The 14,883-nt window shown below is 62.7% G+C and carries 17 protein-coding genes and 2 pseudogenes; 6 read left to right on the top strand and 13 right to left on the bottom strand.

The genetic code is table 11. From position 1 onward, the window contains the following. Positions 1-105 precede the first annotated feature (105 nt). From EHW12_RS13525 to EHW12_RS13515, 3 genes and pseudogenes are all read left to right on the top strand, one after another. Positions 106-936 (top strand): glutamate ABC transporter substrate-binding protein, encoded by an 831-nt coding sequence (locus tag EHW12_RS13525; RefSeq protein WP_003942146.1) that lies wholly within the window; start codon positions 106-108, stop codon positions 934-936. A 98-nt stretch (positions 937-1,034) separates the two neighbouring features. After that, positions 1,035-1,715 (top strand): amino acid ABC transporter permease, encoded by a 681-nt coding sequence (locus EHW12_RS13520; RefSeq protein ID WP_003942105.1) that lies wholly within the window; start codon positions 1,035-1,037, stop codon positions 1,713-1,715. Further along, a pseudogene (locus tag EHW12_RS13515) lies at positions 1,712-2,607 on the top strand (amino acid ABC transporter permease). Before EHW12_RS13520 ends, EHW12_RS13515 begins: the two are co-directional and overlap by 4 nt. A gap of 115 nt (positions 2,608-2,722) precedes the next feature. Here EHW12_RS13515 and recX read toward each other — a convergent pair. The 8 genes and pseudogenes from recX to EHW12_RS34620 all read right to left on the bottom strand — a co-directional run bounded on the left by recX (position 2,723) and on the right by EHW12_RS34620 (position 9,215). Then, complete coding sequence (gene recX, locus EHW12_RS13510; RefSeq protein WP_050655795.1) at positions 2,723-3,301, bottom strand: recombination regulator RecX; 579 nt, start codon at positions 3,299-3,301, stop codon at positions 2,723-2,725. 8 nt (positions 3,302-3,309) lie between these two features. Further along, positions 3,310-4,347 (bottom strand): recombinase RecA, encoded by a 1,038-nt coding sequence (gene recA, locus EHW12_RS13505; RefSeq protein ID WP_007735170.1) that lies wholly within the window; start codon positions 4,345-4,347, stop codon positions 3,310-3,312. 288 nt (positions 4,348-4,635) lie between these two features. Continuing rightward, positions 4,636-4,830, bottom strand: coding sequence for a DUF3046 domain-containing protein (locus EHW12_RS13500; RefSeq protein ID WP_003942185.1), 195 nt, complete (start codon positions 4,828-4,830; stop codon positions 4,636-4,638). Positions 4,831-4,882: 52 nt separating this feature from the next. Continuing rightward, a pseudogene (locus EHW12_RS13495) lies at positions 4,883-6,045 on the bottom strand (nucleotide disphospho-sugar-binding domain-containing protein). Between the two features lie 12 nt (positions 6,046-6,057). Further along, positions 6,058-7,593 carry a glycerol-3-phosphate dehydrogenase/oxidase gene (locus tag EHW12_RS13490; RefSeq protein ID WP_125050984.1) on the bottom strand — a complete coding sequence of 512 codons (1,536 nt, stop codon included), beginning with the start codon at positions 7,591-7,593 and terminating at the stop codon, positions 6,058-6,060. 2 nt (positions 7,594-7,595) lie between these two features. Beyond that, positions 7,596-8,234 carry a TetR/AcrR family transcriptional regulator gene (locus EHW12_RS13485; protein ID WP_003942216.1) on the bottom strand — a complete coding sequence of 213 codons (639 nt, stop codon included), beginning with the start codon at positions 8,232-8,234 and terminating at the stop codon, positions 7,596-7,598. Positions 8,235-8,307: 73 nt separating this feature from the next. Next, positions 8,308-9,021: a PIG-L deacetylase family protein gene (locus EHW12_RS13480; protein ID WP_042450681.1), complete on the bottom strand. Its 714-nt coding sequence runs from the start codon at positions 9,019-9,021 to the stop codon at positions 8,308-8,310. A 17-nt stretch (positions 9,022-9,038) separates the two neighbouring features. Continuing rightward, on the bottom strand, positions 9,039-9,215 hold the full coding sequence (locus EHW12_RS34620; RefSeq protein WP_003942133.1) for a hypothetical protein: 177 nt from the start codon (positions 9,213-9,215) through the stop codon (positions 9,039-9,041). A gap of 237 nt (positions 9,216-9,452) precedes the next feature. On the opposite strand from EHW12_RS34620, the gene EHW12_RS13475 reads away from it, so the two are divergent. From EHW12_RS13475 to EHW12_RS13465, 3 genes are read left to right on the top strand one after another with little or no spacing between them, the layout of a single operon-like run. Continuing rightward, positions 9,453-10,049, top strand: a complete 597-nt coding sequence (locus tag EHW12_RS13475; RefSeq protein WP_007735162.1) for a biotin transporter BioY — start codon at positions 9,453-9,455, stop codon at positions 10,047-10,049. A gap of 6 nt (positions 10,050-10,055) precedes the next feature. Continuing rightward, entirely contained in the window at positions 10,056-10,736 is a 681-nt protein-coding gene (locus tag EHW12_RS13470; RefSeq protein WP_054828100.1) for an ABC transporter ATP-binding protein, read from the top strand. Then, positions 10,733-11,338 (top strand): energy-coupling factor transporter transmembrane protein EcfT, encoded by a 606-nt coding sequence (locus tag EHW12_RS13465; protein ID WP_125050982.1) that lies wholly within the window; start codon positions 10,733-10,735, stop codon positions 11,336-11,338. The genes EHW12_RS13470 and EHW12_RS13465 overlap by 4 nt, the downstream gene beginning before the upstream one ends. 39 nt (positions 11,339-11,377) lie before the next feature. Here EHW12_RS13465 and EHW12_RS13460 read toward each other — a convergent pair whose 3' ends face one another. The 5 genes from EHW12_RS13460 to pgsA all read right to left on the bottom strand — a co-directional run bounded on the left by EHW12_RS13460 (position 11,378) and on the right by pgsA (position 14,812). Further along, positions 11,378-12,223 (bottom strand): hypothetical protein, encoded by an 846-nt coding sequence (locus tag EHW12_RS13460; protein WP_241199160.1) that lies wholly within the window; start codon positions 12,221-12,223, stop codon positions 11,378-11,380. A 31-nt stretch (positions 12,224-12,254) separates the two neighbouring features. Beyond that, complete coding sequence (gene pspA / locus EHW12_RS13455; RefSeq protein ID WP_003942098.1) at positions 12,255-13,067, bottom strand: phage shock protein PspA; 813 nt, start codon at positions 13,065-13,067, stop codon at positions 12,255-12,257. Positions 13,068-13,223: 156 nt separating this feature from the next. Beyond that, entirely contained in the window at positions 13,224-13,586 is a 363-nt protein-coding gene (locus tag EHW12_RS13450; protein ID WP_030535559.1) for a helix-turn-helix transcriptional regulator, read from the bottom strand. A 90-nt stretch (positions 13,587-13,676) separates the two neighbouring features. Then, a complete protein-coding gene (locus EHW12_RS13445) occupies positions 13,677-14,174 on the bottom strand; it encodes a CinA family protein (RefSeq protein ID WP_125050980.1) in 498 nt (165 codons plus the stop codon). Then, positions 14,171-14,812, bottom strand: a complete 642-nt coding sequence (gene pgsA, locus EHW12_RS13440; protein WP_003942125.1) for a CDP-diacylglycerol--glycerol-3-phosphate 3-phosphatidyltransferase — start codon at positions 14,810-14,812, stop codon at positions 14,171-14,173. Before pgsA ends, EHW12_RS13445 begins: the two co-directional genes overlap by 4 nt. Between the last annotated feature and the right edge of the window lie 71 nt (positions 14,813-14,883).

Raw genomic sequence — 14,883 nt, 5'->3', positions numbered from 1 at the left:
TCCTGTCCTCGTCCACAAGACAACTTGCTCGACTGCACCGTTCACCTCGGCTGCACCGTTCATCTCGACTGCACCGTTTGCATGTCGACAACTGAGAGGATCTTCATGAAGATCAATCGCTCCGTCCGTTTCGGAATCGGAATCATGGCTATCGCGTTCGCTGCCACGGCTTGTGGTGGAGGAGAAGAAAAGAGCGCATCGCAGAGTGCTGCCGACGGAACGCTCACCGTCGGTATCAAGTTCGATCAGCCCGGCCTCGGTCAGCGCAATCCGGACGGGACGTTCTCCGGCTTCGACGTCGAGGTAGCCCGGTACATCGCGAACGAACTCGGCGTGAAGCCCGAAGGAATCACCTTCAAGGAATCACCGTCAGCCCAACGCGAGACCCTGATCCAGAACGGCGAGGTCGACTACATTGTGGCCACCTACTCGATCACCGACGCACGCAAGGAAAAGGTCGGCTTTGCCGGTCCGTACTTCATCGCCGGCCAATCGCTGCTCGTTCGCTCCGACAACACCGACATCACCGGTCGCGATTCTCTCAGCGGCGGCAAGAAGCTCTGCTCGGTGACTGGCTCCACTCCGGCTCAGAAGGTCAAGGACTCCGTACCTGACGTCCAACTTCAGGAGTTCGACACCTACTCTGCTTGTGTCGAAGCACTGCGCAACGGCGCTGTCGACGCAGTCACCACCGATGACATCATCCTCGCTGGTTTTGCCGCACAGTACCCCGGCCAGTTGAAGGTCGTCGGAGAACCGTTCACAACGGAAAACTACGGCGTCGGCCTGGCCAAGGACGATTCCGAGACCCGCGGCAAGATCAACGACGCCATCGAGAAGATGATCTCCACCGGCGCATGGGAAGAAGCCTTCAACAACACCGTTGGCGCTTCGGGCTACCCCATCCCGGCGCCGCCCACCGTTGATCGTTACTGACCTGCTTTTTTCACCGTCAATCTCGCTGCGGCTCCCACTTCGGGAGCCGCAGCGCGTGACGCCACCAACGGAGATCCCGTGATCTGGGGAGACGGCAAGTGAACCTTCTGAGCAAGTACGGCGACCAGCTTCTGGAAGCCTTCTGGACCACGATCCAGCTGACATTTTTCTCCGCGATCGGCGCTGTCATCATCGGTGTGCTGATCGCGGCGATGCGCGTGTCACCGGTCCCGGTCGCCCGATTCCTGGGCGCCGCGTACGTGACCGTGTTCCGCAATACCCCCCTCACACTGATTCTGTTGTTCTGTCTGTTCGGTCTTTCGCAGACGCTCGGAGTCAACCTCGCCAAGTCGGATTCGCCGACTTTTCTGGTGGACAACAACTTCCGACTCGCCGTCCTCGGCCTCAGTGTCTACACCGCCGCGTTCGTGTGTGAGTCACTTCGATCGGGAATCAATACCGTTCCGGTCGGCCAGGCCGAAGCGGGCCGATCACTCGGTCTGTCGTTTGCACAAAATCTTCGGCTGATCGTCCTGCCTCAGGCATTTCGCGCGGTCACAGCACCGCTGGGTAGCGTGCTGATCGCACTGACCAAGAACTCGACCATCGCCGCGGTGATCGGCGTATCCGAAGCGTCAGCGCTGATGAAGAAGATGATCGAAAACGAAGCGGCGATCTTTGTCGTCGGTGGAATCTTCGCTGTCGGTTTCGTGATCCTGACACTTCCCATGGGCTTGATCTTCGGCAAGCTGAGCAAGCGATTCGAGGTTTCACGATGAGCAACCGCGCAACAGTCCTCTACGACGCGCCAGGTCCGAGAGCGCGAAATCTCTACCGATTCGCGTCCCTTGTCGTCGCTGCACTCATGGTCGCAATCGGTTACGTCATCTACCGCGCACTCGACGAAAAGGGCCAGCTGACAGCAGCGAAGTGGGATCCGTTCCTCGAATCCACGTCGTGGACAACGTATCTGATACCCGGCATCCGGGGAACGCTGATCGCGGCTGCGATGTCCATCGTCTTCGCGCTCATCCTCGGTTCTGCACTGGGTATCGGCCGACTCTCCGAGCACAACATCATTCGGAAGATTTGCGGCGTCATCGTCGAATTGTTCCGAGCAGTACCGGTTCTGATTCTGATGATCTTCTCGTATCAGGTGTTCGCCGAATACGAGGTCTTCAAGTCCAAGTACCTCGCACTCGCGGCAGTCGTCGTGGGTCTGACTCTGTACAACGGTTCTGTGATCGCCGAGATCGTCCGTGCCGGAATTAACTCACTCCCACGAGGGCAAAGTGAGGCCGCCAAGGCACTTGGTATGCGCAAGACGCAGATCATGGTGACGATCCTGCTCCCCCAGGCGGTTACCGCCATGCTCCCGGCCCTGATTTCACAGATGGTCGTGGCGTTGAAGGACTCCGCCCTCGGTTACCTGATCGGATATGTCGAGCTGGTGCGTCAGGCCCAACAGCTCGGCACCTTCTACGGAAACTTCCTGCCGGCGCTCATCGTGGTCGCCGCGATCATGATCGCTCTCAACTCGGCTCTGACCTTCCTGGCAACCAAGGTGGAGAAGCGCCTGCGGTCCGGGAAGCGAAAGGGCAAGGGCCCATCGCGGCTCCGTCCGCCGACCCAGCTGTTTCGGTTCCGGGTATGGACCTGACCAAGCCGTGAATCAGATGGAGCCGTGAGTCGAATCCAGCCGCGTTAGCGCGAATACACAACAGGGCGGGGGTACCACCGAATTTCGGTGGTACCCCCGCCCTTTTGTTCTGAATGCTGCACTTCGCTACGAGTCGGTGACCGCCGCCATCTCGGCTTTGACCACCTCGTAGGACATCCCCGCTGAATATCCCTTGCGTGCCAGCATCGAGACCAGTCGACGCGTGGCCTTGTCGCGATCATCGACGGGCTTGTTCTTCAGCTTCCGCCGAACCAGCTCCGCTGCTCGCTCGCGTTCATCTTCCGGATCGATCTGTGACAACGCTTCGGAAGCGGTGTCCTGGTCGATTCCTTTGAGCCGCAACTCGACTGCAAGCGCACGCTTTCCCTTGCCCGAGTACGTATGCCGCGAATGAACCCACTGGTTCGCGAAGTCTGCGTCGTCGATCAACCCGATTTCTTGGAGTCGATCGAGGACCTTGGCAATGATCTCGGGCTCGAAGCCGCGCCCGCTCAGCTTTGTTTCCAGCTCGGAACGACTGCGCGCCCGGTCGGTCAGGAGGCGTAGGCAAGCATCTTTGGCCTGCGCCTCCGTCCCACCTTCTGCGCGTTGCGACGGCTTCTCGGATCGTTGACGGGATCGACGCCGAGGAGCGCCGTACTCTTCACGAGCATTCTCGCCGTTGTCACCGTCGTCGAAGCTCATGACTGAACTCAGAAGTCGGCGGGAGCTTCGTCGGTTGCAGTGACGTCAGCACCGATACCGAGCTTTTCCTTGATCTTCTTCTCGATCTCGTCACGGATATCGGTGTTCTCCAGCAAGAACTTACGAGCATTTTCCTTGCCCTGACCCAACTGGTCACCTTCGTAGGTGTACCAGGAGCCGGACTTGCGGATGAACCCGTGCTCGACACCCATGTCGATGAGCGAGCCTTCCTTGCTGATGCCCTGGCCGTAGAGAATGTCGAACTCGGCCTGCTTGAACGGCGGCGCGACCTTGTTCTTGACGACCTTGACGCGAGTGCGGTTACCCACTGCGTCGGTACCGTCCTTGAGAGTTTCGATACGACGGATGTCGAGGCGGACCGAAGCGTAGAACTTCAGTGCCTTACCACCGGTGGTGGTTTCGGGAGAACCGAACATCACACCGATCTTCTCGCGAAGCTGGTTGATGAAGATGACGGTGGTGCCCGAGTTGTTCATGGCACCGGTGATCTTGCGCAGCGCCTGGCTCATCAGTCGAGCCTGCAAACCGACGTGGCTGTCACCCATCTCGCCTTCGATCTCGGCGCGAGGAACAAGAGCGGCCACGGAGTCGATCACGACGATGTCGAGGGCGCCTGAACGGATCAGCATGTCGGTGATTTCGAGGGCCTGCTCACCCGTGTCCGGCTGCGAGACCAGGAGTGCATCGGTATCGACGCCCAGCTTGGCTGCATAGTCGGGATCGAGTGCGTGCTCCGCGTCGATGAACGCCGCGATGCCGCCGTTGGCCTGAGCATTGGCAACTGCGTGCAGTGCCACGGTGGTCTTACCCGAGGACTCCGGGCCGTAGATCTCGATGACGCGGCCACGCGGCAGTCCGCCGATACCCAGCGCGACGTCGAGCGCGATGGAACCGGTGGGAATGACGGCGATGGGCTGGCGGACACCCTCACCCAGGCGCATCACCGAACCCTTGCCGAAGTTCTTGTCGATCTGCGCCAACGCGAGGTCGAGTGCCTTGTCCCGATCAGGTGCCTGTGGTGCCATCGTGATCCCCATCCTTGTTTCAGTCTTCAGTGCCTGCCTGAGCAGACTCCGTCTCTTCAGCGCCTGCCTGAGCCGACCCTGTTGGTGTGTTGCGATCAGAGTAGATCCGGCCACCGACAGACTTTTCGATCTTGCTTTAGCGCTTGTCGATCACCGCGTTTGTAGGTCACCGCGTTTGTAGAACATCGAAAGTTCGCAGTTACCAAAGAAGCGTCACCACCGAACAGGTTCAGCATAGACGAACACGTGTTCGAACAGAAGATGGGAGACGTTCGACACGCCGAAGAATCAGCGGCGGGCGGGTGGTACGTCGAACTCCACACAGAGCGCACGCCACACTTCGCGAGGCTCCCAGCCTGCTTCGACGGCCTCCGCGGCAGTCATTCCGTCGAGACTCTGGAGTACATGGTCGATCAGCATCGAGTCGCCTCGTACCTGCCCGAACTCTTCGCGCACCATTTCATGAAATTCGGTCAACCGCACAGCCGCCACCGTAGTCCACAGAGCGGTGCACCTGCATTCAGGCGCAACGTGCTCACGCCGTCACACCTCCGTTGACCACCTGTCGGCACACCGCCACCGGATCGGTGACCTGCGACGCAGTCGCGGCAGCCGCTCTCGCAGCTTCCGCGAATCGTTTGTCAGAGAGCACCTGCAGTACGGCATCGCGAATCGACTGAGCATCTGCGGGCCGCACGATCACCGACGTCCCTGCCCGCGCAGCGCGATTGGCCAACTCCCACTGGTCCCGCCCCCGGGAACGACGACCGTCGGCACGCCGGCCAGCAGGGCCTTCGCCAACATGCCGTGCCCGCCGCCGCATACCAATACCGACGCGTCACGCAGCATCGCGTCCTGGCGTCCGAGACCTGCACGAACCCAATCAGGATGCTGACCTTCAGCCCCGTCGAGCATCGACGCGATCAGCCTGACACCGGCGCCGTCGAGTCCTTCGACGGTGCCCTCGAACATTCCCACTGCGCCGGTGTGCGCCGTGGAGGGCGCCACCATAACCAGCGGTTCGTCACCTGGCGGTGGATCCAGAATCACCTCGGTCGGCTCCCAGAGAAGCGGTCCGACGACGTGAGCGCGCTCCGGCCAGTCGGGGCGAGGCACTTCGAGTGCCGGAAGTGTTGCGATCAGCCGCGCTTGCGGACCGGGATCCAGAGCGGGCAGTCCGACACCGACACGGGCCTGGGATCGCTGGGCCAACCCTTGCTTGATCGAACGTCCCGTCGCTGCGCGCATCAGGGTATCGCGGAGTCGACCACGAATTCCGACGCCGGGCGCGAGCCCACTGCCGATCGGCGGCAACCCCCGTGAAGGTGAGTACAGCGGGTGAGGCGAGAGTTCCACCCAGGGGATGCCAAGTCTTTCGGCGGCCAATCCGCCTCCGGCAGTGAGGATGTCGGAAACGACGAGATCCGGGGAGACGGACTTCAGGTCGGGAAGCAGTTCGGTGGAAATATAGGCGGCGCGCGAATGAATCCGAGCGCCTGCATCAAGATCGTCGTCTCCCGGCCGCGGGGCCAAGCCCTTGAGCGGCTCGGCTTCCACGCCGGCTGCTCGCGCTGCCTCGACCCACCGGGTCCCCGTGTACAGGATCGGTTCGTCGCCGGCCTGGATCAACGCCAGCGACAACGCTATTGCGGGAAAAGCATGACCCGGGTCCGGCCCGGCAACAACGGCTACACGCACCGGATCAGAGTGTCACACCGAGTGAAAGGCCTGTTCCGCCGCACCCAGTGCGCGTTCGCGATCCGAAGCCACCAATCCGATTCTCGTCCTGCGATCGAGGACGTCGTCGACGTCGAGGGCGCCTTCATGCGACACCGCGAAATCGAACTCGGCACCGCAGATCTCCAAGTCCGCAACCGACCGGAGACGATCGCCGCTCGCCGCGGCAACGACCTCGGCCTCGGTGCCGTATCGCGCCACCAATGACTCGGGTGCCTTGATCTTCTTCAATTCCGCCGGTGATGCAGCGCCTACCAGCGGCAACGCGCGTGTCCGACATGCCCCGGCGCTCAGCGACCCGACCTCGACCGCAGCGTCGACGGCGTCTTCGGCCATCTTGCGGTACGTCGTGAGTTTTCCGCCTACCACCGTGACCAAGCCCGAGTCCGAACGGACTACAGCGTGATTGCGCGAGAGGTCGGCCGTCGAGCCTTCACCGGTGTCCAGCAGCGGACGCAGACCCGCGAAGGTCCCCAAGACGTCCCCACGGGTCAGCGGAACTTCCAACGCCGTGTTCACGGTGTCGAGCAGGAAGTCGATCTCGTCCTCGGACGCCGACGGCACGTCTGGCACCGGCCCCGGCGCTGCTTCGTCGGTCAACCCGAGGTAGATCCGGCCGAGCTGCGCGGGCAGGGCGAAGACGAAACGGTTGGTCTCGCCGGGAATCGGCACGGTCAGCGCTGCCGTGGGGTTCCCCAATCGCGCTGCATCGAGCACCAGGTGCGTCCCGCGGCTTGGGCGCAGGGTGATGCTGGAGTCGACCTGATCAGCCCAGACACCGGTCGCATTGATCACGACGCGGGCACGCATCAAGAACTCGGATCCGGTCAACTCGTCACGCAAGGTGGCCGACGTTCCGGATACGTCGTATGCACCGACGCGGGTCAGGATTCGCGCGCCGTGCGACGCTGCGGTTCTGGCGATACCGACGACGAGGCGGGCGTCGTCGATGAGCTGCCCGTCGAACGCGGTCAAGGCGCCTCGTAGGTTCTCCTGCTTGACCGCGGGAGCCAATTCGCGCGCCCGCGCAGCGCTGACCGTCCGTGATCTGGGCAGCACCGAAGCCGGGGTTCGCGCCGACATGCGCAGAGCGTCACCGGCCAGGAAACCGGTACGCACCAGGGCCTTCCCGAAGAACGACGTTTCGGGCAACAGCGGTACGAGTTGAGGCATGGCGCGAACGAGGTGAGGCGCGGTGCGCGTCATGAGAATGCCGCGCTCGACCGCACTTTCACGCGCTATACCGACATTGCCGGAAGCCAGGTACCGAAGGCCGCCGTGTGCGAGTTTCGAACTCCAGCGGCTGGTGCCGAACGCGAGGTCGTGCTTTTCGACCAGCGCAACACTGAGCCCACGAGTCACGGCGTCGAGAGCGACACCGACACCGGTGATTCCGCCGCCGATCACCAGGACGTCGATCGAATCGCCGTTCGCCAACTGCTCGAGTTCACGAGTACGCCGTTGTGCGTTGAGCGCTGAATCGCTGCCTGCTGAATCTAGGGGGCTCACAGCTATTCTCCCGAATTCTTGACGGGTGCCAGATAAGCAGCGACCGCATATCGAAGTTGCTCGACCGACGCATCGGAGGAAAGCTCCGGCTCGAGAGTAGGGGCAGAAATGACGACGGACTGAGCCATCAGTAGAACCATCGCCGCGATCTCGTTGACGCTTCCCTCGCGAATCGAACCATCCTGTTGGCCGGCCGCGACAACGGATGTGATCAGCTCGAGAATCGACTTCTGGCTCGCGCCGAGCCGGTCCACGATGTAGGTCGTCAGCAATTCTTGATCGGCTTGCCGAATTTTCACGAAGAGCGGATGGTCGCGAATCTGGCCGACGACGTCACCGATCGCCTCCACGAGCAACGTGCCGGCAGACCCGTTGAAGGTCACCTCGGGCAGCACCGATCGGATCTCCCGGGTGAGCAGGTCCGCGACGACAGCTCGCGTGTCCGGCCATCGCCGGTAGACCGTCGGTCGGCTCACGCCGGCCCGACGCGAGATCTCGGCAAGTGTGGTTCGCTGCATTCCGAAATCGAGGACACACGACCTTGCTGCGTCGAGAATCACGTCGTCGATCTCGCGGCTGGGGATGCGCTGACCATCTGCCTTGCGAGGGGCAATTGAGTCATCTGCGTTACGGATTACCATCGTGTGTAACACAATACCGGACAAGTCACCGGTAATCCCGTCGGGACTTGCGATTTCTCTCGCTCAGAGATCATCAGAAATAGTACAACTCGAAACCAACTGCTCGCTCGGCGTCGAAACCAGGCTTCGGTCCGCTGACCATGTCGATCTGTGCGCGCGCCTGTTCCCGGATCGGCGTGGAACTCAGCGCCGCCAGATATCGCGCATGTTCCGCTAGCGAATCCACGGCGCGATCGACCGTCGACGTCACGTCGACGCAGTGTGTGGGAGTCATCGTATTGACCGCAACCCACCGAACACCGGGCCACGGCGCCAGTCCCTGCGCCGTCAACGAGGGAAAGATCCATTCGTTTGCTGCGTCGGCAGTTGCGTCGAGAACGCTGATCCCGAGTGCACGGTGATCTGCGCTGTTCAGATAGCCGGGGCCCCAGGTGTGGGAGAAGTTCATCGTCACCACCAATTCCGGACGGTGGCGGCGAATTGCTGCGGCGAGAGTCGAGCGCAACTCCAAGCCTTCCACGAGACGACCGTCGGGCAGGCCGAGGAACTCCACCTCACCGACACCGACGATCGCGGCCGAGCGACGCTCTTCTTCCTCGCGGATCGGGCCGGACTCTTCGGGCGACAGACCGGCGATTCCGGCCTCGCCGCGCGTGGCCAGGACATATCGCACGTCTTTGCCGCGATCGGTCCACTGCGCCACTGCTGCGGCTGCGCCGTATTCGATGTCATCGGGATGCGCCACGATGACAATCGCGCGCTGCCAGTCCTCGGGGAAGTTTTCCATAGGGCAGATCTTGCCCGTCAGAACCGCGAAGCGGGCGAATTGTCGTCACTTCCCGACATCGCCTTCACCAGGAAGTAGATTCCGAAGCCGACAGCGCCGACCACCAGAACCCAGAAAAGCCCCTTGATCAGGGCACCGACCACCGCGAGTGCGACCCACACCAGTACGACGGCCAAAACGATCTTCCAAAACATGCTTACCTCCAACGTGCCGTTGAATAATCAGTCGAATCGGACAGGTACTGCGTCGTCCGTAGAACCAGCCTGACAGGTCTGGCGTGACAAAGCAGCAGCTCAGCGGCAAGTTCAGATAAAGATCAGGGTTCACCCCGAGACCGGCCCTCACGCAGGTCAGGTGTCCAACCCATGGGCGCTTGCTCCTGGCGTAAACTCGCGAAGTTCGATCCCGTATGCCGAAGGAGCACGTCCGCAGTGTCTACGACCCGTTTCCCCGCTCGCGATCTCGCGCATGTAGCCGTCTTCGCCGCACTCATCATCGCGCTGGGCCTACCCGGGTCGATCAACATCGGCATTTCCGGCGTGCCGATCACCCTTCAGTCCATGGGCGTCATGATGGCCGGCGCTCTACTCGGACCGCGCAAGGGTGTTCTCGCCGTCCTGACGGTCATTGCTCTGGGATTGGTCGGTCTACCGGTCCTTGCCGGCGGTCGCACCGCACTCGTGTCTCTCTCGAGCCCGACAGCCGGATTCCTCATCGGTTGGATCCCGACGGCCTTTGTCATCGGATGGCTGACCGCCAAGATGCTGCCCAAGTACCGGATCATCGCGGGCATCGGCATCAACCTTCTCGGCGGCGTCGTCGTTCTCTACGCGTTCGGCATCGTAGGAATGATGGTCCGCGGACACATGAGCTTCGTTGCCGCATGGTCGGCCAACGCCGCCTTCATCCCGCTCGACGCCGCAAAAGCGGTCGTCACCGCGTTGGTCGCGTCCCAGGTTCACCGGGCATACCCGGCACTACTGCGCGACTCGGTGATCTCGTCGAACAAGACCGTGGTGGCGAATTAATCTCCGATGAGTGAGATCGTCTTCGAGAACGTCGGACACAGCTTCGGTGAACGAACGGTCCTTCAGCAGATAGATCTGCGACTGAGCGAGCAGCGAATCGGGATCGTGGGTGCGAACGGAAGCGGCAAGTCGACCCTCGCTCGCATGATCAACGGACTGGTCGTTCCGACGGAAGGACACGTCCACGTCAACGGCTTGGACACGGCGAAGAAGGGCCGCGACGTACGCAAGCAGGTCGGATTCGTCTTCACCGATCCCAACCACCAGATCGTGATGCCGACGGTTGCCGAGGACATCGAATTCTCGCTCCGCCGTAGCGGATTGGGCAAAGCCGAGCGCGCCGCAAAGGTGGCCTCGGTGCTCGAACGCTACGGCCTCGCCGGGCACGCCGACCATCCCACCCACCAGCTTTCCGGTGGGCAGAAGCAGCTACTCGCGCTCGCGGCCATCATGGTGACCGAGCCGAACGTACTCGTCGCCGACGAGCCCACCACGCTCCTCGATCTTCGCAACTCGCGACTCATCAGCTCGGTGTTCGAGTCACTCGATCAACAACTGATCGTCGTGACCCACCAACTCGACCTCCTCGAATCATTCGAACGGGTGTTGGTTGTCGACCAAGGCCGTGTCGTCGCCGACGGCTCCCCCGCCGACTCGATCGGCCATTACCGGTCGTTGGTCTCGTGACCACTCTCGGCGTCTACCGGCCGGGCACATCGCTCCTGCACCGGATGCCGACGGGGATCAAGCTCCTCGCATTGATCGTGGCGATCCTGGCCGTCTCGATCTTCGTACGTGAGCCGTGGCAGCTGGCAGCTCCCGCGATCGTCGTCATCGCCCTGTACGTCATTGCGCGCATCCCGCCGATGACGGCGATCCGGCAGCTGCGACCCGCACTGTGGATGTTGCTGTTCATCGGCGCGTTCCAGCTGGTGGTCGCGGGGTGGCAGCGAGCGACCGTCGTGTGCGGCGTCCTGATCATCTCGATCGCCTTCGCGGCGATCATGGGTCTGACCACGCGGATCTCCGAGATGCTCGACGCGATCACCAGATTCCTGACACCCTTGCGACGCTTCGGCGTCAATCCCGAACGGATCGCCTTGCTCCTGGCAATGACGATCCGGTGCATTCCGCTGATGTTCGAGGTCATCACACAGGTGTCCGAAGCACGCAAGGCACGAGGGCTCGGCTTCTCGCTGCGTTCCTTCGCAGTGCCGGTCATCGTCGGCACTCTGATGACCGCGGACGCAATGGGTGAAGCATTGGCGGCCCGCGGCGCCGACGACTGAGATTTCGAACAGGGTGCATCGATCAGGCGCGAGGACCGATCAGTTGTACTTGCGGGTGATGTCGTCCACCTCACCGATGGCGTCGGCAAGCGCCGAGAGTCGCTCGGCGGCCGCGTGCAGCGCCGAGAGTTCTCGGTTGAATCCCACCAGCGCCGAAGGGCTGTGAGGCGCTGTCAATGCAGCTGCGGAGGTCACCAGATCCTCGTACTGATCCAACCCCGACTGCAACTCACGAACTGCGCCGTCGATGGTGGGATCAAGAGGGTCGGTCACCTTGGGTGTAGCGGCCACGGCGCGTTCCATTGCGACGACATCCGAAGACACCGCGAACATCGCTCTCAATGCCGAATCGGCGGTAACAGTGATTTCGTCCAACTCACCGGGGTCGATGGTGTCGGCGCGCCTGAGCACACTCAAGATCTCGAACAACGAAGTCTCGGCGCCGATGAGGCGAGACATCGGGATGAACGCGCGAGACGACGACGGTGGCAAGCGCCGGCGAATCGGCGCCGACGGCGGTGGGCCGGAACTCATCGAACGGTAGCGGCCGACCGCGATGACGGCGGGAACCGCGAACAGTGCCGCTCCCCCGCCTGCCACGACCACCGACCACTCGGGGGCCGACGCAACAGCAAGGCCGGCCGTGCCGACCACTGATCCGCCGGACATGAAACCCCAACGCTGAGCGCGTCGACGTGCACGGGCACGTTTGCGCTCGAATTTGGCGCGCGGGTCCTGCCACCGCCGAGCGGCATCCGCCGCAGACAGTCCGACCTCGCGCAATGTGTCCGCGGTGCGTCCCAACGCTCCGAAGGCGCCGGATACGGAAACGGGAACGGCCGACCGGGGCTCGCGCCCAGGTCGACCGTCTCGTGAAGAAAACATCAGAGCATCACTGCCGACATCGAGGATTCGGCTACTGCCCGGTCTGACCGGCAGCCGGGGGCTGCTTCTCGACGGACGGAGTCGCAGGAGTGGCAGCTGCGCCGCCGGAAGGCAGTGCCTCGCCCTTCATGGAAGCACGAATCTGCTCGAGGCGACTGTGCCCTGCCATCTGGACCGAGGCCTGCTGGACCTCCATCATGCGGCCTTGAACGGAGTTCTGGGCGAGCTCGGCAGAGCCGAGTGCGTCGGCGTAACGCCGCTCGATCTTGTCGCGCACAGCATCGAGGCTGGGTGTGTTGCCGGGAGCCGACAGCGTGCTGTCCATGGACCGAAGGGACTCGCTCACGCGCTCCTGCATCTTGGCCTGCTCCAGCTGGCTGAGCAGCTTGGTGCGCTCGGCAACCTTTGCCTGCAGAGTCATCGCGTTCTGCTCGACAGCCTTCTTGGCCTGAGCGGCGGCCTGCAAGGACTGGTCGTGCAGTGCCTTCAGATCTTCGACGCCCTGCTCGGCCGTCACCAGCTGGGCCGCAAAAGCTTCGGCAGCGTTGGTGTACTGGATCGCCTTGTCGTTGTCGCCGGCAGCAGCGGCCTGATCGGCGAGGTTGACGGCCTGGCGCGCGTTGGCGTTGAGCTTTTCGACCTCGTCGAGTTGACGGCTGAGCTTCATCTCGAGTTGACGCTGATTACCGATCACCGACGCAGCCTGCTGGGACAACGCCTGATGCTGGCGCTGTGCGTCCTCGATCGCCTGCTGAATCTGAACCTTTGGATCTGCCTTCTCATCGATCTTCGAATTGAAGAGCGCCATCAGGTACTTCCAGCCCTTGACGAAAGGATTAGCCATTGGTTTGATCCTGCCTCCATCTGATGCGCCGCGCCGAACGCGACCCGGAGCGCGACCGTCGCGCACCGAAACAAGGGCTGCGCCCTATCTGCTCTGACCCCACCTGCTGGAAACCGGCGGTTACGTACAAAATCTATCGGTTACGGCCGGTAGTGGCTACGCCGCCGCCAACCTTCGAGCGTTCGGCGCCGGAATCACGACGCGGGTATCGCGTGCGATTGTCGGCGAACCGGAAGCCGACACGGCGGGTTCGGCGACCTGTCGACCAGCGACCGGAGCGCTCTTCTTCGTGGCCAGGGTCTCGCTCACGTCGACCAGCACGTCGGACAGTGGGACTGCGAGCGCATCACAGATCGCTGCCAACAGTTCGCTCGATGCTTCCTTACGTCCACGTTCCACTTCGGACAGATAGCCCAAGCTCACACGCGCGCTGTTCGACACCTCACGTAGCGTGCGGCTCTGCGAAACGCGCGTACGCCGGAGACTGTCACCGATTGCCTCACGCAATAGCAGCGCCATCTCGCTCCTCCTTCATCCGTGACCTCATCGTGCATGGTCGTACGTCTTCACAATCGTCAACGTCCGAACACATCCGATTGGTTCCCGAGCCTATCGTGCCGCACGCTCTGCGACACGATCACGTAACCGCGACACGGCAGTTGCGACTGCGGTTGTCCGAATCTCCCACCGTTCGCCGCCGAGCGCGAGGGGTACGCATTCGGTTCCGTCCGGGCCGGCGATACCGAGAAACACCGTTCCGACCGAGTGTCCGTCCTGCTCACTCGGACCGGCGACTCCGGTCAGTCCGATACCCCAGTCGGCGCCGCACCTCGTCCGGGCGCCGAGCGCCAAAGCCACGGCGGTGCTCTCGGACACGGGGCCGTCCGCTGCCAGACGCTCGGGATCCACGCCCGCCAGCGTCGCTTTCAGGTCGGTCGCATACACGACCAGGCCCCCACGCAGCACCGCGCTCGACCCTGGCACGGACGCGACCGCAGCCGTGAACAAGCCAGCCGTCAGAGATTCGGCGGCGGCGACAGTCTGCCTCGCGGCGCCAAGGGCGTCGACGAGTTCGACCACTCCGAGTGCGAGCAGCGGGTCCGTCATGACTCGACTGCGCGAACTCCGGCGCGAAGCCTGATCGCCTGCACGATGTATTCGATTCCCGTCGCCACCGTCAGCACGACGGCAGCAGCCATCAGCAATCCGCTGACGATGTCCCAACTGCTCGGCAGCGGGCAGAGGTAGAACCCGATCGCGACGGCCTGCACGAGGGTCTTGAGCTTGCCGCCCTTGCCCGCCGGGATGACCGCGTGCCGCAGTACCGCGAACCGCAACAGCGTGATTCCGAGTTCTCTGGCGATGATCACTCCGGTCACCCACCACGACAGGTCACCGAGAACCGAAAGACCGATCAGCGCGGCGCCGATCAGTGCCTTGTCCGCGATCGGGTCCATGAGTTTGCCGAAATCGGTGACCAGACCGTACTTCCGAGCCAATTGGCCGTCGATCCGATCCGTGATCGCGGCGACGATGAACACGCCCATTGCCCCGAGACGCCACCACGTCGAGTGTCCGCCGTCGACGAACAGAACAACGAGAAAAACCGGAACGAGAACCATTCGGACCATCGTGAGAATGTTCGCGATGTTCAGCAACGGAACCGGGTTGTCCGCGACAGGTGTGCCGTCGGACGGGCCGACGGCGGCGCGATGGGCGTCGGTCTGATCGCGCGGGGTACTCATCGGATCACCGCACAGGCGGTGAGCCGAACCCGGGACAAAGCCGAGCGGCGCGGGAATTGCGTGGGGCGGAC

The sequence above is a fragment of the Rhodococcus sp. NJ-530 genome (genome assembly GCF_003860625.1).
Lineage (GTDB): Bacteria > Actinomycetota > Actinomycetes > Mycobacteriales > Mycobacteriaceae > Rhodococcus_F > Rhodococcus_F qingshengii.
The sequence above is the reverse complement of the archived record's forward strand: the minus strand, read 5'-3'. Positions and strand labels throughout refer to the sequence as shown.

Bases quoted from the DNA above. Each gene is read 5' to 3' on its own strand.
- EHW12_RS13525 (WP_003942146.1), top strand. From the start codon at position 106: ATGAAGATCAATCGCTCCGTCCGTTTCGGAATCGGAATCATGGCTATC.
- recX (WP_050655795.1), bottom strand. From the start codon at position 3,301: ATGAGCTTCGACGACGGTGACAACGGCGAGAATGCTCGTGAAGAGTAC.
- recA (WP_007735170.1), bottom strand. From the start codon at position 4,347: ATGGCACCACAGGCACCTGATCGGGACAAGGCACTCGACCTCGCGTTG.
- EHW12_RS13485 (WP_003942216.1), bottom strand. From the start codon at position 8,234: ATGGTAATCCGTAACGCAGATGACTCAATTGCCCCTCGCAAGGCAGAT.
- EHW12_RS13480 (WP_042450681.1), bottom strand. From the start codon at position 9,021: ATGGAAAACTTCCCCGAGGACTGGCAGCGCGCGATTGTCATCGTGGCG.
- EHW12_RS34620 (WP_003942133.1), bottom strand. From the start codon at position 9,215: ATGTTTTGGAAGATCGTTTTGGCCGTCGTACTGGTGTGGGTCGCACTC.
- EHW12_RS13470 (WP_054828100.1), top strand. From the start codon at position 10,056: ATGAGTGAGATCGTCTTCGAGAACGTCGGACACAGCTTCGGTGAACGA.
- EHW12_RS13460 (WP_241199160.1), bottom strand. From the start codon at position 12,223: ATGTTTTCTTCACGAGACGGTCGACCTGGGCGCGAGCCCCGGTCGGCC.
- pspA (WP_003942098.1), bottom strand. From the start codon at position 13,067: ATGGCTAATCCTTTCGTCAAGGGCTGGAAGTACCTGATGGCGCTCTTC.
- EHW12_RS13450 (WP_030535559.1), bottom strand. From the start codon at position 13,586: ATGGCGCTGCTATTGCGTGAGGCAATCGGTGACAGTCTCCGGCGTACG.
- EHW12_RS13445 (WP_125050980.1), bottom strand. From the start codon at position 14,174: ATGACGGACCCGCTGCTCGCACTCGGAGTGGTCGAACTCGTCGACGCC.
- pgsA (WP_003942125.1), bottom strand. From the start codon at position 14,812: ATGAGTACCCCGCGCGATCAGACCGACGCCCATCGCGCCGCCGTCGGC.